Source organism: Streptomyces sp. NPDC042346 (genome assembly GCF_055581845.1).
This window is the reverse complement of the sequence record NZ_JBVJEH010000001.1, coordinates 176,599-198,403: the sequence shown is the minus strand read 5'-3', so window position 1 is coordinate 198,403 and position 21,805 is coordinate 176,599. Positions and strand designations below refer to the sequence as shown.

The 21,805-nt window shown below is 72.2% G+C and carries 11 protein-coding genes; 4 read left to right on the top strand and 7 right to left on the bottom strand.

The window, feature by feature from the left end; all coding sequences use genetic code 11:
• Nucleotides 1-19 precede the first annotated feature (19 nt).
• Entirely contained in the window at nt 20-1,456 is a 1,437-nt protein-coding gene (locus tag ACZ6K0_RS00965) for an MFS transporter (protein ID WP_376395765.1), read from the bottom strand.
• Nucleotides 1,457-1,601: 145 nt separating this feature from the next.
• Between ACZ6K0_RS00965 and ACZ6K0_RS00960 the strand changes: the two genes are divergently transcribed.
• Both ACZ6K0_RS00960 and ACZ6K0_RS00955 read left to right on the top strand, forming a co-directional pair.
• Nucleotides 1,602-2,276 (top strand): HD domain-containing protein, encoded by a 675-nt coding sequence (locus ACZ6K0_RS00960; RefSeq protein WP_376395763.1) that lies wholly within the window; start codon nt 1,602-1,604, stop codon nt 2,274-2,276.
• Between the two features lie 101 nt (nt 2,277-2,377).
• Nucleotides 2,378-3,130, top strand: coding sequence for a hypothetical protein (locus ACZ6K0_RS00955; protein ID WP_469229044.1), 753 nt, complete (start codon nt 2,378-2,380; stop codon nt 3,128-3,130).
• Between the two features lie 75 nt (nt 3,131-3,205).
• On the opposite strand, the gene ACZ6K0_RS00950 is transcribed toward ACZ6K0_RS00955, so the two are convergent.
• From ACZ6K0_RS00950 to ACZ6K0_RS00935, 4 genes are all read right to left on the bottom strand, one after another.
• Nucleotides 3,206-3,613, bottom strand: coding sequence for a hypothetical protein (locus ACZ6K0_RS00950; RefSeq protein ID WP_376395757.1), 408 nt, complete (start codon nt 3,611-3,613; stop codon nt 3,206-3,208).
• A 19-nt stretch (nt 3,614-3,632) separates the two neighbouring features.
• Nucleotides 3,633-11,033 carry a polymorphic toxin type 27 domain-containing protein gene (locus ACZ6K0_RS00945; protein ID WP_469229042.1) on the bottom strand — a complete coding sequence of 2,467 codons (7,401 nt, stop codon included), beginning with the start codon at nt 11,031-11,033 and terminating at the stop codon, nt 3,633-3,635.
• A 444-nt stretch (nt 11,034-11,477) separates the two neighbouring features.
• On the bottom strand, nt 11,478-11,750 hold the full coding sequence (locus tag ACZ6K0_RS00940; RefSeq protein ID WP_125752832.1) for a hypothetical protein: 273 nt from the start codon (nt 11,748-11,750) through the stop codon (nt 11,478-11,480).
• 47 nt (nt 11,751-11,797) lie between these two features.
• Nucleotides 11,798-19,060, bottom strand: coding sequence for a polymorphic toxin type 27 domain-containing protein (locus ACZ6K0_RS00935; RefSeq protein ID WP_469229040.1), 7,263 nt, complete (start codon nt 19,058-19,060; stop codon nt 11,798-11,800).
• Between the two features lie 428 nt (nt 19,061-19,488).
• On the opposite strand from ACZ6K0_RS00935, the gene ACZ6K0_RS00930 reads away from it, so the two are divergent.
• Together ACZ6K0_RS00930 and ACZ6K0_RS00925 are read left to right on the top strand one after the other, a co-directional pair.
• Complete coding sequence (locus tag ACZ6K0_RS00930; protein WP_376396154.1) at nt 19,489-20,691, top strand: Cmx/CmrA family chloramphenicol efflux MFS transporter; 1,203 nt, start codon at nt 19,489-19,491, stop codon at nt 20,689-20,691.
• A 29-nt stretch (nt 20,692-20,720) separates the two neighbouring features.
• Nucleotides 20,721-21,050 (top strand): putative quinol monooxygenase, encoded by a 330-nt coding sequence (locus ACZ6K0_RS00925; RefSeq protein WP_469229038.1) that lies wholly within the window; start codon nt 20,721-20,723, stop codon nt 21,048-21,050.
• 35 nt (nt 21,051-21,085) lie between these two features.
• Here the strand turns inward: ACZ6K0_RS00925 and ACZ6K0_RS00920 are convergent, their stop codons facing one another.
• Together ACZ6K0_RS00920 and ACZ6K0_RS00915 are read right to left on the bottom strand one after the other, a co-directional pair.
• Entirely contained in the window at nt 21,086-21,355 is a 270-nt protein-coding gene (locus ACZ6K0_RS00920; protein WP_376395744.1) for a DUF4031 domain-containing protein, read from the bottom strand.
• A 31-nt stretch (nt 21,356-21,386) separates the two neighbouring features.
• Nucleotides 21,387-21,743: a hypothetical protein gene (locus ACZ6K0_RS00915; RefSeq protein WP_376395741.1), complete on the bottom strand. Its 357-nt coding sequence runs from the start codon at nt 21,741-21,743 to the stop codon at nt 21,387-21,389.
• Between the last annotated feature and the right edge of the window lie 62 nt (nt 21,744-21,805).

The following is a 21,805-nucleotide window of genomic DNA, read 5'->3' as shown; positions in this document are numbered from 1 at the left end:
ATGTGACGCGCCCGGCGGATCAGGCGGAGACCTTCTCGTCCTGCGGGGCGGGCGCGGCGGCCTCGGCGGCCACGGCCTTGTCGCTCTTCATGACGAGGAGGGTGATCACACCGCCGACCGCGGCGATGATCGCGGCGCCGATGAAGGCGGACGAGAACCCGTCGGTGAGGGCGGGCAGGTTGCCGAGCTGGTCGGCGCCCTGGGACATGGCGACGGCGGTCAGCGCGGCGAGGCCGAGCGCGGAGCCGACGTTGTAGGTGGTGTTGACGATGCCGGAGGCGAGACCGGCCTGCTCCTGCGGGGCGCCGGACATCGAGGCGATCATCGCCGGGATGTAGGCGAGGGACATGCCGAGCGCGGCGACGAGCGAGGCCGGCAGGACGTCGACGAGGAAGGTGCCGGTCGGCGGGACGGCCGCGAGCCAGACCAGACCGGCCGCGAGGACGAGCAGACCGATGCCGATGAGCGGCTTGGCCCCGAACTTCATCATGAGCCGGGCGGTGATGGCCGTCATGAAGATCATGAGGAGCACGGTCATCGGGAGCAACGCGGCACCGGAGGCGAAGGCGCCGTAGCCCAGGACCTGCTGGAGGTACAGGTTGAGGAAGTACCACATCGGGATCCAGGCGGCTCCGAGCAGCGTCATCGCCAGGTTGGCCGAGCCGAGGCGCGGGACCCGCCAGACGCTGAGCGGCATGAGCGGCTCACGGATGCTCTTCTGGATGACGAAGAAGAGGATCAACAGGGCAGCGGCGCCGACCAGTTCGAGGATGGTGGCGGTGGCGCCCCAGCCGACCTCGGGGGCGCGGACGACGGCGAAGACGGCGAGCGCGAGACCGGCGGTGACGGCGACGGCGCCGAGGACGTCGACGGAGCCGCGGCGGGACGCGACGTTCGGGAGGAGCTTGGTCGCGGCGAGGGTCGCGAGACCGATCGGGATGTAGATGATGAAGACCCACTGCCAGGCGGCCCACTCGGTGAAGACACCGCCGAGGAAGACGCCCGCGGTGCCACCGGCGGGAGCCGCGGCGCCGTAGAGCGCCATGGCCTTGCCGAGCTCCTTCGGGTCGTGCATGAAGAGCATCATCAGGAGGGTCATCGCGGCGGGCGCGATGAGCGCGCCGCCGACGCCCTGGACGGCGCGGCCCGCGATCTCGACCCAGGCGGTCTGCGCGGCCGCGGCGAGGATCGAGCCGGCGATCATGACGGCCCAGCCGGTGACGAAGATCTTGCGGGCCCCGACGAGGTCGGAGAGGCGTCCGCCGAGGAGCAGCAGGCCGCCGAAGACGATGACGTAGGCGTTGAAGACCCACTGGAGCTCGCCCTGCGTGAAGCCCAGGTCCTTCTGCATCTCGGGGAGCGCGACCCCGATGATCGAGGTGTCCATGATGACCATGAACTGAGCGGCGGCGAGCACGACAAGTGCCCACCAGCGCCGGGGATTGACGGTTGACATTGCCCTGACCCTTCACTCGCTGCTGCATACCCCAGGGGGGTACCTTCGCGGAGCACCGTAGCATACCCATGGGGGGTATGTAAGAGTGAGGTGAGGGCGGACCGGACTCCCCCACTCCGAGGTCGGCGCCGGGCAGAATGCCCCCATGACCGCCGAGGAACACCCCGAGCTGCTCCAGCGCTGGAACGCCACCCTGCGCGCCGCCCGGTCCGGCCACGAGGGCCCGGACCCCGCCCCGTACGGCCGGAACCTGCTCGCCCGCTGGGCCGAGCCGCAGCGCCGCTACCACACGGTCGACCACCTGCGGGCGGTCCTCGACCGCATCGACGAACTCGCCGACCAGGGCGGGGAGGGCGGCGAGCTGGAACTCGTCCGCCTGGCCGCCTGGTTCCACGACGCGGTCTACCGGCCGGACCGCTCCGAGAACGAGGAGCGCTCGGCCGCGCTGGCCGAACGGGCCCTGACCGAGGCGGGCCTGACGGTGCATGAGGTGCGGGAGGTGGCCCGGCTCGTCCGTCTGACCGCCTCCCACGACCCCGACGGGGGCGACCTGAACGGCGAGACCCTCTGCGACGCGGACCTCGCGATCCTCGCCACCGCCCCCGATACCTACAGGGGGTATACGGCGGCGGTCCGCGAGGAGTACGCCTTCGTCCCCGAGGACGCCTTCCGGGCGGGCCGCGCGGCCGTCCTCCGCCAGCTCCTCTCCCTCCCCCGCCTCTTCCACACGCCGTACGGCGCGGCGGTGTGGGAGGAGAAGGCGCGGGAGAACATGGAAAGGGAACTCAAAGAACTCACGGACATTTCCGACGCGGGCTGAGCACCGGCTGATTCGACGTCAAAACGTAATGAGCGGGCCCCTCTACCGTCGGTAAGATCATTCCGCTCATTCTTCGTCAGCGAGAGATGCCAGGAAAGTCCATGAAACTGCGCAGGGCCCTCCCTATTGCCGCCGTCATACCGGCCCTTCTCGCGATGTCCGCGTGCAGTGGCGAATCGTCGGATTCCGACGGCAAGAATCCGAAGGCGAGCGCGAGCGCAAGCGCCGGCGCGAAAGGCAAGCAGAGCCCCGAGGAGAAAGAGGCCGCCGAGGCGAAGCGCCTCGGGGCGCTCGACGGAAAGGCCCTCGAAAAGGCCGCCATCACCGGGAAGACCGCGGGCTTCGACGCCAAGAAGATCGCCAAGGCGGAGGTCGAGGCCGGCCGCGGCATGGAGGCCGACAAGAAGGCCTGCCAGCCGCTCGCCAGCCTCATCGGCGGCTTCACGCACATCCCCGCCGTGAGCACGGTGCACCGCTCCCTCCAGCCCGGCGAGGCCACCAACGCGACCGTCGGCTCCATGTGGCTCGCCTCGCACTCCGAGGACAACGCCACCCGGGTCATGAAGGAACTCCGCACCGCCGTCGCCGACTGCCCCAAGGGCTTCAAGACCCTGGGCCTCACGTACGGCAAGGTCGAGAGCCTCCCGGCGCCGAAGCTCGGCGACGAGGCCGTCGGCTACCGGATCACCGGCGACATCGGCAAGCAGAAGGTGCCCATGACGTACACGGTCGTCCGCAGCGGCGGCGTCATCGCGGCGTTCTACGGCGTGAACATGCTGGACCAGAAGAAGGCCGCGATCCCGGAGCCGGTGATCAAGGCCCAGCTGAAGCGGCTCGCGGACGCGACGGGCTGACACGCACGCCGCGGAAACGGAGAGGGGCCGTCCCCGGTGCATCCGCACCGGGGACGGCCCCCTTCTTCTTGACGGTCAGCCGACATTCCCCGATTCCGCCGGGAACTCCGGCGGCCAGGGCCCGTCGTACAACGACTCCCGCTCACCCATCAGCTCGTACTCCGCCTCCCGCCAGTTCGGCTGGGAGCCGACGACGAAGCTTTCGCCGTCCGGATCCAGCATCCAGGTGTAGGCGGCGTCCTCCGCCGGAATGCCGTGCCGTTCGCTGAGCACGCCGAACTCGGCGGCGGACGCGCGCCGAATGTGGAGTCCGTTCCGGTAGAAGGGCTTGAGGAACATCAGTTCCACATGCCCGAAGGAGACCTCGACCTTCGTCGTGGTGCCGTCCACCAGTGTGGCCTCACTGGCCAGGAAGAGCACGCGGTGCGAGGGGAGGAACGCGACGACTCTGAAGAGCCGCCCCTCCCGGATGAAATCTGTCATGCCCACCATCTTCTTCTGGCTAGTCCACGGGCGTTCCGTTGGCGTACGTCAACTTCGTCGGGAACACCCGCTCGAACACCGGCTTGCCGGTCGCGTCGAGCACCGGCTTGCCGGCATCGTCGAGCTTGATCATGTACCACTTGATGGACGCCCACTTGCGGTACTCCATCCGGAGGGCCGCACGGACCTTGACCATCTCCCATGCGGTTCCCCAGCCGGACTTCCGGATGAGCTCCCAGTCACTGTTCGGGATCGTGTCCCCTCGCTGCAGAAGCAGGGTCAGCGCCTCGTCGGCGCTCTTGGCACCGGCGACACCGTCCAGGGTCACGGAGAGCTCCACGTTGGGGTTGACCACCGCTCGCTCCACACCCACCGTCCAGATGGGGCGCTCCCCCATCCCCATGGCTGCCGGGAGGTTGGCCCCGAACGCCTTGTTGTTGAACGTCTCCGCGCCGACGGCCCTGGCCAGATCGTCCGAGTGGGGGTTCACCCCGAGGGCGATGTGATCGCCGTCCTTCACCAGACCGCTGAGGATCTTGGTGCATTCCTTGACGACGTCGTCGTCGGCCGCCGCGACGGAGAACGCCGCGAGCTTGAAGGTCCCGGTGTTCGCCGCCTCGCACGCGTCGCCGAGCTTCCGGAGAAGGCGGCTGATGATGCCCTGGACGGCGGCCTCGGTCAGACCGATGGTGCGGAGCGCCCGATAGGCGTCGATGAACCCGATGCCCGTCTTCATGGCGGCGTCCAGCGCCATCACGCCGGCCTTCGCCGACCGGAAGATCACGCCGCCGACGAACCAGCTCGCCGCCCAGGCGCAGTCGCCCCAGCTGCCGCCGGAGACACCCGGCGTGAGCAGCTTCGCGCAGCCGATGAAGTCGCCGAGCAGGATCTCGACCGGATCGATGCCCGAGTTGAACTCGGCCATCGTCAGCGTGGTGGTGAGGGTCTTCGTCTCGGCCTTCGTCACCTCGGGGCCGAGGTAGTAGGTCTCGGCGGCCGGGCAGCTGCCCGCGTCCGTGTACGACTCCCACGACACCATGCACATGTACACGTCGACGTGCGACTTGTACGTGACGTCGGACGTGATCTTGCAGTCCCCGAAGTGCACGATCGGGTTGCAGTTGTCCTTCTTGACGTTCTTCGGCTCACCGATGTACTCGATGTGGTCGAGGACCGCCCACACGTCGCTGATGCCGGTGGTGACGCCCTGCGAGATCTGCTCGCTGCTGCCGCCCCGCTCCGTGCGGTCGGCGGCGGCCTGGGCCTCCTCCGCCGCGTCCCTGGCACCGGCCGCGGCCGTCTCGGCCGCCGTCGCGTCCTCCTCCGCCTTGGTGGCGGTGGCGCGGGCGCTGGCCGCGTCCTCCTCGGCCTTGGTGGCCACGGCACGGGCGTTGGCGGCGTCCTTCTCCGCCTCGGTCGCCGCCGCGTCCGCCGCGTTGGCGTCGGCCTGCGCGTCCATCGCCGCCGACGACGCCGCCAGGGCGTCCTCGCCGGCCGCCATGGCGTAGCCGTCGGCACGACCCGCCGCCGCCTGGGCGTCCTTGGAGTCCTTCGCGGCCTGGGTGGCCGAGGCCTGGGCCCGCTGGTACGCCTTGGCCGCGCGCGAGGCGTCGGCCGCCGCTGCCGCGGAGGCCTGCGCCGCGAGCTTCATGTCCGCGGCCGCCTGCGCGGCCAGGGCCTGCGCCTCGGCGGAGAACCCTTCGGCCTGGTTCGCCGTGGCCGCCGCGGCGGCGGCCTGCTGCTGCGCGATCGTCAGCGACTGCTGGCCGGTCAGCACCGCGAACGCGGCGGAGCTGTCGACCTCCTGGAACGGGCCGCCGAGCGAGATCGCCTCGTTCGCCGGCTTGTTCACCGCGGCCGCGGAGTCACGGGCCGCGAGCGAGGACTGCACGGCCGCGAGGGCCTTGCCCGCCGTCGTCGCCGCCCAGGCAGCGGTCTGCAGCGCCTCACTGCGCGCGGCAGCCGCCTCCGTCTTGGCGACCTTGGCCGCCGCGGAGGCCTTCTCCGACTGCTCCTTGGCGCCCTTGGCGTCGGCCGCCGCCGCCTCGGAGGCGTCGATGGCGTCGGCCGCGGCCGCGTGTGCCGCTGCGGCGGAACCGGCCGCGACCATGTAGGACGACCAGGCGCTGTCGGCCGCCGCCTTGGCACGGGACGCGGAGCCCTGCGCCTTGGTGGCCGCCTCGCGGGCGTTGGTGGCGGCGGCCGTGGCCGCGTTCGCCGACGCACGCGCGTTGGTGGCCGCCGTGGTCGCCGTGTTCGCGGCGGCCCGGGCCTCGGTCGCGGCGGCCCGGGAGCCCTCGGCCGCGTCCGTACCCTCGTCGGCGGCGGCGTCGGCCTCCATGGCCGCCGCCTTCGCGTTCAGCGAGTCCCGCCGTTGCTCGGCCTCCAGGGCGTTGTCGCGGGCGGCGACCGCGTCGCGCTCCGCCTGCTCGGCGACGGCCCGCTTGGAGGAGGCCGTGGATCCCGCCGCCTCGGCGGAGACCCTGGCGTCGGACGCGATCCGGCCCTGGGCGACGGCGTCGGCCTCGTGGCCGGCCGCCTTGTCCCGCTCGCTCTCGGCGGTGGCCCGGTAGGCCGCCGCGTTGGCGCGCTCCAGTTCGGCGACGGCGCGCTGCTGCTGGGCGTTCGCCGCGGCCTTGCGGGCGTCCTCCTCCTCCGCGAGCGCGGTCTCCTTGGCCTTCTTGGCCTTCTCGGCGTTCGCCGCGGCCGAGGCCGCGTAGGCGTCGGCGCTGTCCGCGGCGGCCTTCGCCTGGGCGGCGGCCTCCTGCGCGGCGATCCGGCGGAACTCGGTGTTCACCGCGTGCGCCTCGGTCTGCGCCAGGGCGAGGAGCGCCTCCGACGTCGACACGGTGGCGTTCGCCGCGTTCAGCGAGGTCTCCGTCGCCTTCGCGGCGGCCGTGGCGGCCGCGCCGGAAGCACGGGCGACCTGGACCGACTGCTGGGCGTACATCAGGCCACGACCACGCGGGACCTCGGAGGCGTCCGCGATGGCCCAGGCCTGCTGCTGGCCGGTCACCGCGCGCTGCGCGGCGGCGGTGGCCAGGGTGGCCTGCTCCTTGGCCTTGGTGACCAGCGCCTGGACCTTGCCCCGGGCGTTCGCCAGGTCCGTCTTCGCCTTGTCGAAGAGGGCCTGCTTCGGCTTGAGGATGTGGTTCGGGTCGGCTTCGAGCTTGTCGTGCCAGTACTTCTGCCAGCGCAGGATCTGGTCGGCGCGCCACGCCTGGCCGATGGCCTCGATCATGGTGGCGGTGGCGGTGCGGGTCGCGGCGGCGGCGTCGGCCTCCGCCTGCATGATGACGGCGCGCGGGGCGGCCTGCCCGGCGTACTCCGTCTCCCACTCGGCCGAGGCCTGCGAGACGGCCTCGCTGAGGGCGTTGCGCGGGTCGACCGGGTCCGCGTGGTTGCACGTGGCCCAGGCCTGCTTGAGGTTCTCGACCTCGACGCGGAACTCGGGCGTGCCTTCGGCGATCTTCTTGGCGGGGAAGCCGCCGTGCCGCAGGTAGATCGCGATGTCGGCGGCGGTGGTGCCGCCGAAGAAGCGGGTGTTGTCGACGTTGGAGTCCCGCAGCATGAAGTCGGCCGCGAAGTCGTGCCAGTCGTCCTTGCCGCGGTTCTGCTCGGTGATCTGCCGGGCCTTGTTGATCGCCTCGGGGCTCGCGTTGGTGTGCGCGTCCCAGCCGATGCGGCCGGCCAGCTTCGCCTGCGTGGCGTAGGTGTAGGCGCTGATGTCGGCGCCGAACTCCGGTGCGTGCAGCGTGATCCCGTCGTCGAACGAGCTCATCGCGTACGGCCGGTTGGCGTCCTCCAGGATCGCCTTCTGGGCCGCGAAGGCGTCCAGGTAGGCGTAACCCGCCTCGCGGTCCTGGTCGTTGGCCTGCCCCAGGGGCATGAACCCGATCCAGCCGCGCTCGCCGATGACGGCTTCCAGGCCGTCGTTTCCGCCGGTCAGGCCCTGGATGGCCATGGCCTTCGTCTTGGCGCCGCCCACGTGCAGGGCGACTCCCGCGAGGCACCGGTTGAGGCGCGGGGTGGAGCGGACGTCACGGATGACGGCGGCCAGGTCGTTGAGCCGGCGCAGGGCGTTGTCGGCGTCGTTGAAGATCGTCCGCATGCCGTCGGCGACCTTCTCGATCGCCTGGGCAAGCGCGGGCATGCGGCCCACGATCGCGGACGACGAGGCGATGTCGACGAGCGCCCAGAGGCAGTCCTCGACGTCGTAACCGGCCAGGCACTCCTTGACCTTCGCCGGGTCGAGCTGCTCGAAGAGGATCTGCCCGCCGTTCACGGTCGCCCACTCGACGACGTTCACGGAGACGGCCGCGAGGCCCTTCCGGTAGTCGTCGACACAGGTCTGGCCACACGCGTCGAGCAGGATCTGCTCCTCGCGCTCACCGAGGACCGGCCAGTTGGAGGCGCCGCCCTTGATGGGCGTGGTGCCCTCGTCCAGGGCCTCCTGGTGCGCGGCCTCGTTCTTCTCGCGCTGCTCCTGCTCGGCCTTCTTCGCGGCCTCCTCGGCGGCGGAGCTGTCGCCCGCCGCGTCGCCGGCCTTCGTCTCGGCGTCCTTGGCCTCCTTCTCCGCCTCGGCCGCCTTGCGCGCGGCCTCCTCGGCGGCCTCGGAAGACCGGCCGGCCTTCTCGTTCGCCTCGGCGGCGTGCCGCTCGGCGTCGGTCGCCTCGCGCTCGGCCTCGGCGGCGGCGTTGCTCGCGCCGTCCGCGGTGAGGCGGGCGGAGGCGGCGTCGTCACCGGCCTGCTCGGCGTGGCCCGCGGCGGCGTCGGACGCGGTCTTCGCGCCCTTCTGGGCGTCGGTGGCCTCGACGGCGGCGGCCTGGGCGCGGGTGACGGCCTCGACGGCACGCGCCGAATCGCTCGCCGCACGGGCGGCGGCCTCGGCGGCGAGCTTCGCGTCACCCGTGGCCTGCGCCGCGGTCTGCTGCGCGGACTCCGCGGCGGCAGCGGCGGCGGTGGCCTTGGCCGCTGCTGCCGCCGCCTGCTGCTCGGCGATCGACTTCGACGACTGACCGATCAGCACGGCGAACGCGGCCGCGCTGTCCTTCTCCTGGTACGGCGTACCGATCGAGACGGCGTCACCGGCGGCGGCGACCGCGGCCGTGGCGCTGTCGCGGGCGGCGAGCGCGGCCTGACCGGCGGCGTAGGCGCGGCCCACGACGGTCCCGGCCGACTTCACCGCCTCAGCGGCGCTGGTCCCGGCGGCGACCGACTCCTCCTGGGCCTTCTTGGCCAGCTCGGTCGCGTTCTCCGAAGCCGTCGCCGCGTTGTCCGCGCGGATCGCGGCGTCCTGCGACGCGTCGAGCGCGGTGGCCGCGGCGACGTGCGCGGTGGAAGCCGCGTCGAGGGAGCCTCGGTACGCCGACCACGCGCTGGTCGCGTTGGCCTGGGCGCGCTCGGCGGCGCCCTCCGCCGTGGTCGCGGCGGTGCGCGCGCCGACGGCGGCCGTGGTGGCCTGGTCGGCGGCGGTCTGGGCGGCGGTCGCGGCCTGGACGGCCTGGTTCGCGGCCGTACGGGCCGTGGTGGCGGCGGCGCGGGTCTCGGCGGCGGCGGCGCTGCCCTCGGCGGCGGTGGCGGCGGCTTCGAGGGCGGCGGCGCGGGCGGCGGTGGCCTGCTTCGCCCGGACGGCCTCGATCGCCTTCTCGCGCGCGGTCTGGGCGGCCTTCGCCTTCTCGTCGGCGAGCTTCCGCTTCGCCGTGGCAGTCGTGGTCGCCGTTTCCGCAGCCGTGTCTGCGGTCCTCGCCGTCGTCTGCTGACCGGCGGCACGGTCCTCGGCCTCCTTGGCCTTGGCGCGCTCGGTGGCGGCCTTGGCCCGGGAGGCGACGGCGGTGGCCTGCTCGGCCTGCGCCTTCGCCCGCTCGGAAGCGGCGGTGGTCGCGGCGGTCTTCGCCTTGTCACGCTTCTGCTCGGCCGTCGTCCGGGCGGCCTTCGCCGTGTTCGCGCTCTCCGTCGCGGCCGTGGCGTTCGCCTCGGCACTGTCCGCAGCGGCCTTCGCCTGCGCGGCGGCCTCCTCGGCGGCGACGCGGCGGAACTCCGTGTTGATCGCGCGCGACTCCGTCTGCGCCTTCGCGAGCAGCGCGTCGCTGGTGGCGACCGTCGCGTTCGCGGCGTTCAGCGCGGTCTCGGTCGCCTTCGCGGCGGCCGTGGCGGCAGCGGCGGAGGCACGGGTGACCTGCACCGACTGCTGCGCGTACATCAGACCCCGGCCGCGCGGCACGTGGGCCGTGTCGGCGACGGCCCACGCCTCCTGCTGCGCCGTCGTCGCCTTCTGCGCCGCGGCGGCGGCCTTGGCCGCCTGCGCCTTCGCCGAGGTGACGAGGGCGGCGACGTCGGTACGGACCTGCGCCAGGTCGGCCGTGGCCTTGTCGAAGAACGCCTGGTCGGGCTCATCGCTGAAGTAGCCGGGATGCTGGGCGATCCTGTCGCGCCAGAACTTCTGCCAGGTCAGGATCTGGTCGATGCGCCACGCCTGGCCGATGGCCTGGACCATCTGGTCGGTGGCCTCGCGGGCCGCCAACGAGGCCTCGGCCTCGGCCTTGATGATCGTGGCACGCTGGGTCGCCTGCCCGGCGTACTCCTGTTCCCACTCGACCATCGCGTTCATGACGGGCTCGTTGAGCGTGCGCCGCGGGTCGACCGGGTTCTGCCAGTCACAGGCGGCCCAGGCCTGCTTGAGGTCCTCGACCTCCACGCGGTAGGCCGGGGAGTCCTTGGCGGGGGCCTCCTTCGCGAAGCCACCGCGCCGCAGGTAGGACGCGATGTCGCTGGAGGTCGTACCACCGAAGTAGTCCCAACTGACCTCGCTGTCCCGCAGCATGGAGTCCGCGAACCAGTCGTGCCAGTCGTCCTTGCCGCGGTTCTCCTCCATGACGGCCTTGGCGCGGGCGACGGCCTCGGGGCTGGCCTTGCTGTGCTCGTCCTTGCCGAGGCGCCAGGCGAGCTGCGTCTGGGCGACGAGCGCGAAGCGGGTGACGTCCTCGCCGAAACTCGGCGCGTGCCACTCCATGTCGTCGCTGGCCCATGCCGACTCGCGGTAGGGCTTGTTGGCGTCGTCGAGGGCGGTGGTGCGATCCCTGTTCAGGGCGGAGTAGACGCCGGACGCGTCCTCGTCGGCGTCGGCGGCCTGACCGAGGGGGCCGTAGCCGATCCAGGCGCGGTCGCCGACGGTGTCGCGGAGCTGCTGTTCGGTGCCGGTCAGGCCCTCGATGGCCTTGGCCTTCATCAGGGGGCCGCCGACGTGCAGCGCCACTCCGGTCAGGCAGCGGTCGAGCCGCCGGTCCTGGCCGATGGTGTTGCGGTTGTAACCGGTGTCCTCTTCGGGCGCGGTATCGGCCGCGGCGGGCACGGCCTGGACGAGGCCGGTCAGTACGGCCGAGGCGGTGACGAGGGCCACCACGCCGGTGGCTCTGGCCACGGCGGACCGTAGACGACGCCGGCGTCTGCCGGCGTCTCTGAGCAATGACATGTTCTGCCTGACAATCTCTCGATCGTTCGGCAGCATCCCAACATGGGCATGACAGACGGCGGCTCGCCGACCGGGCAGGATCCCCCTGGATACGGCAACTACCGGCGCGCTCGTCTCCCCCACGAGCTGGCGCTGCCGCTTACCCGGCGACCATGTCACGCACGGTTCCGCGCGGGAAGATCAAATAATCTTCACCAATGGCGCACCAAACCCCACGGGCGGACAAAGCGCGCCACCTTTTGATCATGTTGTTACCCGCCGTAAAGCACCTCTTGGGACGGCGTCCAGACGCGCGAACGCCCGGCCGGGAAGGTCCCGGCCGGGCGCTGCCGTGCGATGGATCAGTGCGATGGATCCGAGTGGCGGATCAGTGCAGCGGATCAGTGCAGCGGATCAGTCACCGAGGAACTGGAGGTATCCACTTCTCCGGTAGACCCACAGCGTGCTCTCCCTCAGTCGTCGGAGGACGGGCGTTCGCCGCTCCTCCGGGAGTTCATCGAACTCCCGGAGAAGCTGCTCCGCCTGCTTGGAGTTGAAGAGCGTCTCGCCGTAGCCACTCACTCCCCAGCGGACAGCCGTCTCCGGCGCCTCGATGCAGAAGTGGAGCATGCTCTCCTCTTCGTCGTCCTCGAACCGGGACTGGATGTCCTGCGCCAGGTCGAGCACTCGGACCCCAAGACGGCCCATTTCTCGTTCCCTCCTCGCTGGTCCGACTACTTCGGGTACATGGTGATCGGGACACCGTAGACGGACACGACCACCTCGACGAGCTCCGTGTCGTCTCCGCCGGGCTTCTTCTTGCCGATCATCTTGCCGAGTCCCGGATCGAAGACGCAGACGCGGTTGTTCGCCACCGACTTCGACACCGTCCACTTGCCGGCGCACTTGACCGCCGCCATCAGGAAGACCGTCACGATGTCTCCGTCGGAGAGCGCGTTGTTCCAGATGCCCTTGTCAGGCTCGACCTTGTCACCGCCCTCGAAGTGGTACCTCCTGATGTTCTTCGTGAACGACGGGCCGATCACCACCGGCTCGCACAGATCCGGCATCGACGCCCAGTCGCCGAGATCCTTGGCCACGTCCTTCGGGTCGACGTAGTCGTCGGGGAAGAAGTCCTTCGGGTCGACGGGGGTGTCGTCCTTGTAGTCGTCCGGCCACCAGTCGTCGCTGGGACGGCTGCCGACGGTGCTGAACGACGACGCCTCGCCGGACGACGGAGTCCGGTAGAGAGCGGTGCTGTAGGAGCCGCTGCCGTACGACGCCGTGCTGGACGCCCGGGACTTCGGCTTGACCAGGCAGACCGGAGAGTTCTTGACCTTCTTCAGGAAGCCCTGGTACTTCTCGATCAGCTTCTTGGCGTACTTCGCCGCGTCGAAGAACTTGTCGAGCGCCATGCCGATCCGGTACAGCGCCTTCGCCACCGCGGGGATCTTCAGGACGGGGACGAGATACCCCGCCACGTCCACGAGCGCCCAGACACAGGCCTCGAAGTCCCAGGTGGACAGGCACTCCTTGATGTTGGCGAGACCGAACAGCTCAAGGAGGATCGCGCCGCCGTTGGCCTTGACCCACTCGACGATGTCCCCGCCGGCCAGGTCCCTGGCCGCCTTGTACTCGTCGACGCACGTCTGGCCGCACATCTGCATGAGCAGCTCTTCGATCGTCGGGGTCAGCTCCTGGCCGGTGACCAGGGAGCCGTCCTCGACGTGCTCGGCGCGCTGCTCCAGGAGGCGCTTGCGCTCCTCCTCCTCCGCCCGCTTGGCGGCCTCGTCGGCCTCCTTCGCGAGCGTGTGCGCGTTCGCCGCGGCGGTCTCGGCCGCGTCCGCGTCGCTCTCGGCCTGGGTGGCCGAGGAGCGGGCGGCCGCGGCGTCGTTCTCCGCCGAGGTCGCCGCCGCACGAGCACTGGAGGCATCCTTCTCCGCCTCCGTGGCCGCGCCGTCGGCCGCGACCGCGTCGCCCATCGCCGCGTTGGCGGCGGACGTCGCGGCCATGGCGTCGGAACCCGCCTGCATGGCGTAGCCGTCGGCCCGCTTGGCGGCGGCCTGAGCGGCCTTGGCCGCCTTGGCCGCCTCCACCGCCGCGGCCTGGGCGCGCTTCACGGCCTTCGCCGCTCGCTCCGCGTCCTTGGCCGCCGCCGCTGCCGCCTGGGCGGCCAGCTTGTCGTCGGCCGCGGCCTGGTCGGCGAGACGCTGGGCCTCCGCCGAGTACGCCGCCGCCTGGACGGCCTTGGCCTCGGCGGCCTTGGCCTGCTGCTCCGAGAGGGTCAGCGCGCTCTGGCCGGTGAGGACCGCGAAGCCCGCCGACGCGTCGGTCTCCTGGTACGGAGAGCCGATGGCGATGGCGTCCTTGGCCGGCTTGACGGCCTGGTTCGCGGTGTCCCGCGCCGCGCTCGCCGCCTGGGCGACGGCGTACGCGTGACCGGCCGTCTTCGCCGCCCACTCGGCGGTCAGGACCGCCTCGGTGTGCGCGGCCGCGGCCTCCTGCTTCGCGACGGCCGCGGCGGCCGACGCCTTCCTGGACTCCGCCTCGGCGTTCCGCGCGTTCTGCGCCGCCCCCTCGGAGGCGTCGATCGCCGTGGCAGCGGCCGCGTGGGCGGCAGCCGCCGAACCCATCGCGGTCGCGTACGCGGCCCAGACGCCGTCGGCAGCCGCCTTGGAACGGTCCGCGGCACCCTTGGCCCGGGTAGCGGCCGCACGGGAGTCGACCGCTGCGGTCGTCGCCTCGTTCGCCGCCGCACGGGCGTTGGTCGCGGCGGTGGTCGCCGTGTTGGCGGCGGCACGCGCCTCGGTCGCCAACTGCCGCGTCTCGGTGGCGGCTTCGGTGCCCTCGGCGGCGGCAGCCGCAGCTTCGAGGGCCGCGGCCCTGGAGTCCGCCGCCCTCTTGGTGCGCTCCGCCTCGACGGCGCGGTCACGGGCCAGCCTGGCCTGCTCCTCCGACGCCTCCGCGTCGGCCCGCTTGAGCGCGGCCCCGTCGGCGGCGGTCGTCGCGTCGGAGCGGGCGGAGGCGGCCTTGCCCTTCTCCGCCTGCGCTCGGGCCTCGGCCGCACTGGCCTTGTCCCGCTCGTGCTCCGCGGTGGCCCGGTGGGCGGCCGCGTTGGCGCGCTCCAGCTCGGCCTCGGCGCGCTTGGCCTGGGCCGTGGCGGCCGCCTGCTTGGCCTCCTGCTCCTCTTTCTCCGCGGTGGCCTTGGCCTCCTGGGCGATCTTCAGCTTCGCCTCGGCCTCGGCCGCCTGCTCGTCCGCGCTGTCCGCCGCGGCCTTCGCCTGGGCGGCGGCCTCCTGGGCGGCGATACGACGGAACTCGGTGTTCACCGCGTGCGCCTGGGTCTGCGCCAGGGCCAGCAGCGTCTGGGACGTCGCGACCGTGGCGTTCGCCGCGTTCAGCGCCGTCTCCGTCGCCTTCGCGGCGGCCGTGGCGGCCGCGCCGGAGGCGCGGGCGACCTGGACCGACTGCTGGGCGTACATCAGGCCACGGCCGCGCGGCACCTCGGAGGCGTCCGCGATCGTCCACGCGTCCTGCTGGGCGGTCACCGCGCGCTGGGCGGCGGCGGTGGCCAGAGCGGCCTGGTCCTTGGCCTTGGTGACGAGCGCCTGGACCTTGCCGCGGGCCTTGGTGAGGTCCGTATTGGCCTGGTCGAACAGCGCCTGCTTCGGCTTCAGGATGTGGTTCGGGTCGCGTGCGAGCTGGTCGTGCCAGTACTTCTGCCAGAGCAGGATCTGCTCCGCGCGCCACGCCTGGCCGATGGCCTCGACCATGTTGTCGGTGGCGGCCTTCGTCGCCGCGGCGGCGTCGGCCTCCGCGCGCATGATCAGCCCGCGCTGCGTGTTCTGCCCGGCGTACTCCGCCTCCCACTCGGCCGAGGCCTGCGAGACGACCTCGCTGAGGGCGTTGCGCGGGTCCACGGGGTCGCCGTGGTTGCACGTCGCCCACGCCTGCTTGAGGTTCTCGACCTCGACGCGGAACTCGGGCGTGCCGTCGGTGACCTTCTTGGCGGGGAAGCCGCCGTGCCGCAGGTAGGTGGCGATGTCGGTGGAGGTGGTGCCCCCGTAGAACATGGTGTTGGTCGGGCCGGCGCCGCGCAGCAGGGAGTCCGCCGCGAAGTCGTGCCAGTCGTCCTTGCCACGGTTCTGCTCGGTGACGGCCTTCGCCTGGGCGATCGCCTCGGCGCTGGGGTTGGTGTGCGCGTCCCAGCCGAGACGCGCGGACAGCTTCGGCTGCGCGGAGTACGTGAACGCCATGATCTCGGCGCCGAACTGAGGTGCGTGCAGCGTGATCTCGTCGCTGAACGAACTCATCGCGTACGGGCGGTTGGCGTCCTCAAGGACGGCCTTGCGCGCCGCGATGGCGTCGATGTACTCGTAAGCGGCGTTCTTGTCCTGGGAGTTGGCCTGCCCCAGCGGCGTGAAGGAGATCCACGTGAGGTCGCCCATGGCGGCGTGCAGCTGCGCGTTGCCCCCGGTCAGGCCGTCGATGGCCACGGCCTTCGTCCTGGCGCCGCCCGCGTGCAGGGCGACACCGGTGATGCAGCGCTCCAGACGCGGGGTGGAACGGACGGCGCTGATGACGGACGTCAGCTCGTTGAGCCGGCGCAGCGCGTCGTCGGCGTCGCGGAAGATCTTCCGCATGCCGTCGGAGACCTTCTCGATCGCCACCGCGAGCGCGGGTATACGACCGACGATCACCGAGGACGACGGGATGTCCACGAGAGCCCAGAGGCAGTCGTCGACGTCACTCGACGCGAGGCAGTCCTTGGCCTTGGCGGCGTCGAGCTGCTCGAAGAGGATCTGCCCGCCGTTGGCGGTCGCCCAGTCGACGACGTTCACGGAGACGGCCGCGAGGCCCTTCCGGTAGTCGTCGACACAGGTCTGGCCGCAGTTGTCGAGGAGGATCTTCTCCTCGCGCTCACCCAGCGCGGGCCAGTTGGAGGCGCCGCCCTTGATGGGGGTGGTGCCCTCCTCCAGGGCCTCCTGGTGCGCGGCCTCGTTCTTCTCGCGCTGCTCGCGCTCGATCTTCTTCGCGGCCTCCTCGGCGGCCGAGCTGTCGCCCGCCGCGTCGGTCGCCTTGTCCTCGGCGTCCTTGGCGTCCTTCTCCGACTCGGCCGCCTTGCGTGCGGCCTCCTCGGCGGCCTCGGAGGACCGGCCGGCCTTCTCGTTCGCCTCGGCGGCGTGCCGCTCGGCGTCGGTCGCCTCGCGCTCGGCCTCGGCGGCGATGCCGCTCACCGCACCGGCGGTGGTGCGGGCACTGACGGCGTCGTTCCCGGCCTGCTCGGCGTGGCCCGCGGCGGCGTCGGAGGCGTCCTTCGCGCCCTTCTGGGCGTCGGTGGCCTGCGCGGCGGCTCCCTGGGCGCGGGTGACGGCCTCGACGGCACGCGCCGAATCGCTCGCCGCGCGGGCGGCGGCCTCGGCGGCGAGCTTCGCGTCGCCCGTGGCCTGCGCGGCGGTCTGCTGCGCGGACTCCGCGGCGGCGGCAGCGGCGGTGGCCTTCGCCTCTGCGGCGGCGACCTGCTGCTCGGCGGCCGTCTTCGACGACTGCCCGGACAGTACGGCGAAGGCCGCCGCGCTGTCCTTCTCCTGGTACGGGGTACCGGCGGAGACGGCCGCGTCGGCCGCGGCGATGGCCGCCGTGGCACTGTCACGTGCTGCCAGGGCTGCCTGACCGGCCGCGTAGGCACGGCCGACCACGGTCGCGGCCGACTTCACGGCCTCCGTGGCGCTGGTCCCGGCGGCGACCGACTCCTCCTGGGCCTTCTTGGCCAGCTCGGTCGCGTTCTCCGAAGCCGTCGCCGCGTTGTCCGCGCGGATCGCGGCGTCCTGCGACGCGTCGAGGGCGGTGGCCGCGGCGGCGTGCGCCGTGGAAGCCTCGCCCTGGGAGGCGTAGTACGCGGACCAGGCCGTGTCGGCACTGGCCTGGGCGCGCTCGGCGGCGCCCTCCGCGGTGGTGGCGGCGGTGCGCGCGGTGACGGCGGCCGTGGTGGCCGTGTCCGCGGCGGTCTGGGCGGCGGTCGCGGCCTGAGCGGCCTGGTTCGCGGCCGTACGGGCGCTGGTGGCCGCGGTCCGGGTCTCGGTGGCGGCGGCGCTGCCCTCGGCGGCGGTGGCGGCGGCCTCAAGGGCGGCGGCGCGGGCCGCGGTGGCCTGCTTCGCCTGGAGTGCGGCGATCGCCTTCTCGCGTGCGCCCTGCGCGGCCTTCGCCTTCTCGTCGGAGACCTTGCGCTTCGCTGTCGCGTCGGCGGACGCCGTCCCGGCGGCCGTACCCGCGCTCGTGGCGGTGGTCTGCTGCGCGGCGGCGCGTTCCTCGGCCGCCTTGGCCTTGGCGCGCTCGGTGGCGGCCTTGGTGCGGGAGGCGGTCGCGGTGGCCTGCTCCGCCTGCGCCTTGGCCCGCTCGGCGGCGGCCGTCTCGGCGGCGGTCTTCGCCTTGTCGCGCTTCTGCTCGGCCGTCGTGCGCGCGGCCTTCGCCGTGTTCGCGCTCTCCGTCGCGGCCGTGGCGTTCGCCTCGGCACTGTCCGCGGCGACCTTCGCCTGCGCGGCGGCCTCCTCGGCGGCGACCCGGCGGAACTCGGTGTCGATCGCGCGCGACTCCGTCTGCGCCTTGGCCAGCAGCGCGGCGCTGGTGGCCGCCGTGGCGTTGGCGGAGGCGAGGGTGGTCTCGGTCGCCTTCGTCGCGGCGGCGGCAGCGGCAGCGGAGGCACGGGCCACCTGCACGGACTGCTGTGCGTACATCAGGCCCCGGCCGCGCGGCACGTGGGCCGTGTCGGCGACGGCCCAGGCAGCCTGCTGCGCGGTCACGGCCGCCTGGGCGGCGGTGGCGGCCTTGGCCGACTGGGCCTTGGCCGATGCGACGAGGGCGGCGACGTTGCCCCGGTAGCGGGCGAGGTCCGCGTCGGACCTGTCGAACGCGGCCTTGTCCGGCTCGTCGCTGAAGTAGCCGGGCCACTTGGCGATGGTGTCGCGCCAGTACTTCTGCCACTTCAGGATCTGGTCGGCGAGCCAGGCTTGTCCGAGGGCCTCGATCAGGTCGTCGGTGGCCTCGCGGGCCGCCGCCGAGGAGTCGGCCTCCGCGCGCACGATGACGGCGCGCTGGCCGGCCTGACCGGCGTACTCCAGCTCCCACTCCAGCATCGCGCTGATGAGCGGCTGGTTGAGCTTGCGGGACGGGTCCCACGGGTTCTGGTAGTCGCAGGCGGCCCAGGCCTGCTTCATGTCCTCGACCTCGACCCGGTACTCGGGCGAGTCCTTGGCGGGCTCCACGGTCGGGAAGCCGCCGCGCTTGAGGTAGGCCGCGATGTCGCTGGAGGTGCGGGCGCTGTTGCCGACGTTGCTGTAGTTGAGCAGGGAGTTCGCGGCCCAGTCGTGGAGCGCGTCCTTGCCCTTGTTCTCCTCGGCGAGGACCTTCACGCGCTCCAGCGCCTCGGCGCTGGGCTTGCTGATGTCGATCTCGCCGACGCGATAGCCGAGTTCGATCTGCGTGGTCGTGGTGAAGTGCGTGACGTCCGCACCGAACTCCGGCGCGTACCGGGTCAGGCCGGCGCCGGACGATGCGGACCTGTAGTAGCTCTCGTTGGCGGTGGCGAGCGCGTCATTGCGCTCGGTGACCATGTTGCGGTAGACGTACGCCGCCTCCTTGTCGGCCTTGGAGGCCGCGACCAGGGGGCTGTCGTAGAACCATTCGCTGGCCACTGCGACGTCTCTGAGCTGCTGATCCGTGCCGGTCAGGCCCTCGATGGCCTTGGCCTTCGCCAGGGAACCGCCGACGTGCAGCGCCAGGGCGGCGATGCAGCGGTCACGCCGCCGGTCACTGCCGATGGTGCTGCGGTACTGGGTGAGGTCGTCGGTCTCGGGCTCGGTGTCGGCGGCGACCGGGACCGCCTGGATCATGCCCATGAGGACGGCTGATGCCGTCAGGAGGGCGGTGGTACCGACGGCCCTGGTCAGGGCCGACCGTCTGCGACGCCGGCGTCTGCCGGGGTCTCTGAGCAAAGACATGTCCCGCCTTGCAATCTCGCGATCGTTCGGCAGCGCCCGGACGTGGGCAAGACAGACGTGGGCATGACAGAACAGCGATCGACCACTCCGGACACACTCCCCCGGAACAGCCGCCGGCACGCTCGCCCCCCACGAACCGGCGCTACCGCTTGCTCCGCGACGATGCCACGCGCGGCACCCTCACGTGAAGATCAATTAACCCTCACCAAAGCCCCATACGGGCACGAAGAAAGATAAAACGACCGGCTAGTTGATCATGTTGTTACCGACCGTAAGCCGGCACCACGGAGGCACGCGTCTCGCATCGCAAGACATTCCCCACACCAGGAATGACAGGCACAAAATCCAGGTTCACGCATGTCATGCCCTCCCTCTCCGCCGAAGGCGCCAACCCCGCCACCCACACCCCCAGCCCCACCCCCACCCGCATGCCCCTGGCCGTCTACATCCTCGGGCTCTCCGTCTTCGCACTCGGCACGAGCGAGTTCATGCTCTCGGGACTCCTCCCGCCCATCGCGGAGGACATGAACGTCTCCATCCCCCGCGCCGGACTCCTCATCTCGGCCTTCGCGATCGGCATGGTCGTCGGCGCACCCCTGCTCGCCGTCGCCACCCTCCGACTGCCCCGCAAGACGACCCTGATCGCCCTCATCACGGTCTTCGGCCTCGGCCAGATAGCGGGCGCCCTCGCCCCCAACTACGCCGTCCTCTTCGCCTCGCGCGTCATCAGCGCCCTCGCCTGCGCCGGGTTCTGGGCGGTCGGCGCGGCCGTCGCCATCGCCATGGTCCCGGTGAGCTCGCGCGCCCGCGCCATGGCGGTCATGATCGGCGGCCTCTCCATCGCCAACGTCCTCGGCGTCCCCGCCGGCGCCTTCCTCGGCGAGCACCTGGGCTGGCGCTCCGCGTTCTGGGCGGTCGCCGCCGCCTCCGTGATCGCCCTCGTCGGCGTCCTCACCCGCATCCCCCGCATCCCCCTGCCCGAGACTAAGCCCCGCCTCAAGCAGGAGGTGGCCATCTACCGCGACCGGCAGGTCCTGATCCAGGTCGCGATCGTCGCGCTCGCCGCCGGCGGCGTCTTCTGCGCCTTCTCCTACCTGGCCCCGCTCCTCACGGACGTCGCCGGACTCGACGAGAGCTGGGTCTCCGGCGTCCTCGCGCTCTTCGGCATCGGCGCCGTCATCGGTACGGCGATCGGCGGCCGGGTGGCCGACGCCCACCTCTTCGGCGTCCTGCTCACCGGCATCACCGCCTCCACCGTCTTCCTGGTCGCCCTGGCGTTCCTGGCGTCCAGCCCGGTGGCGGCGATCGTCCTCGCCTTCCTCCTCGGCGTCTCCGCCTTCTACACGGCCCCGGCCCTCAACGCCCGCATGTTCAACGTCGCCGGCGCCGCCCCCACCCTCGCCGGTGCGACGACCACCGCGGCGTTCAACCTCGGCAACACCGGCGGCCCCTGGCTCGGCGGCACCGTCATCGACGCGGGCCTCGGCTTCGCCTCCCCGGCCTGGGCGGGCGCGGCGATGACGGCCGTGGCCCTCGGCGCGACGGCCCTGGCGCTGAAGCTCCAGAAGTCCCCGTCTCGCGTGGTGACTTCGGGCGCGGTGCGGGAGCAGAAGGTCGTATCGTCCCGCTGACGTTCCGCACTCACCCACGGGGGGATTCCGTGAGCACAGACAGCACCACCACCGGCACCGACACCACCACCGCCATCACTCTCATCGCGCGGCTCAAGGCCGCGCCCGGCAAGGAGCAGGCCGTACGGGAGCAGGCGCTCGCGCTGGTCGCGCCGACGCTCGCCGAGCCCGGATGCCTGTCGTACCGGCCGTACGAGGACCCGCTGGAGCCCGGCTCCTGGATCGTCGTCGAGGAGTGGACGGACCGCGGCGCCTTCCAGGCGCACCTGCGGAGCCCGCACCTCGCGGCGGCGATGGCGGCAGGCCCGGAGCTCCTGAGCGGCCCGCCGGAGGAGACCGTGCTCGTACGAGCCGTCTGAGGCATTACGGGGCGGGGCGGGCGCTCCCCGGGGCGTTACGGCGCCGGGCGGCTCTTCGGTCGGCGCAGGCCCGCCTCCGTGAGGCGGCGCAGCAGCTCCTTGGAGCCGACCTCGACCGCCCCGCCCGCCACCGCGTCCGCGTACCGCTCCGACGGAATGTCGTAGTGGTCCCGCTCGAAGGCGCGGGGCGGGGCGCCTATCGAGGCGGCGAAGGCGTGGAGCTCCTCGAAGGAGACGTCGCTGACCAGGTGCGACCACATGCGCCCGTGGCCGGGCCAGGTCGGCGGGTCGATGTAGAGGCTCATGCCCCTGCCCCCTCGCTCCCGCTCCGCCCCGTCACGTCAGGCCGCCCACCGGGGCCACCACCACGCCCTGCTTGCCGCAGACCCAGTGCGGGTCCGGGCCCAGCTCCGGCTCCACGTCGAGGGCGTGCGGGTCGCCCGCGGAGCAGACCGGGCAGAGCGGCCAGCGTCCGTACCGTTCGAGGAGGGCGTCCTGGACGTCCTGGGCGACGAGCCCCGCGACGTACGTCACGCCCTCGGGCCACTGCTCGACCCACCAGCGCCGGTGGGTCACCGCGTCCTCCACCATCGACACGACCTCGGCGGCGGCCACCTCTCGGGCCACCAGGTCGGCCAGTACCAGCGCGCGAGCGGCGTGCAGCGCCTGCTCCACCGGGTCGATCTCGTCCATGGACTCATTGTCACCCGGCGCGGGGAAAGGACGAAGGTCCCGTCCGCATCCGGGACCGATCC

What these genes read in the sequence shown, in the direction of transcription:
- ACZ6K0_RS00965 (WP_376395765.1), bottom strand. Translation starts at nt 1,456, where the DNA reads ATGTCAACCGTCAATCCCCGGCGCTGGTGGGCACTTGTCGTGCTCGCC.
- ACZ6K0_RS00960 (WP_376395763.1), top strand. Translation starts at nt 1,602, where the DNA reads ATGACCGCCGAGGAACACCCCGAGCTGCTCCAGCGCTGGAACGCCACC.
- ACZ6K0_RS00955 (WP_469229044.1), top strand. Translation starts at nt 2,378, where the DNA reads ATGAAACTGCGCAGGGCCCTCCCTATTGCCGCCGTCATACCGGCCCTT.
- ACZ6K0_RS00950 (WP_376395757.1), bottom strand. Translation starts at nt 3,613, where the DNA reads ATGACAGATTTCATCCGGGAGGGGCGGCTCTTCAGAGTCGTCGCGTTC.
- ACZ6K0_RS00935 (WP_469229040.1), bottom strand. Translation starts at nt 19,060, where the DNA reads ATGTCTTTGCTCAGAGACCCCGGCAGACGCCGGCGTCGCAGACGGTCG.
- ACZ6K0_RS00930 (WP_376396154.1), top strand. Translation starts at nt 19,489, where the DNA reads ATGCCCCTGGCCGTCTACATCCTCGGGCTCTCCGTCTTCGCACTCGGC.
- ACZ6K0_RS00920 (WP_376395744.1), bottom strand. Translation starts at nt 21,355, where the DNA reads ATGAGCCTCTACATCGACCCGCCGACCTGGCCCGGCCACGGGCGCATG.
- ACZ6K0_RS00915 (WP_376395741.1), bottom strand. Translation starts at nt 21,743, where the DNA reads ATGGACGAGATCGACCCGGTGGAGCAGGCGCTGCACGCCGCTCGCGCG.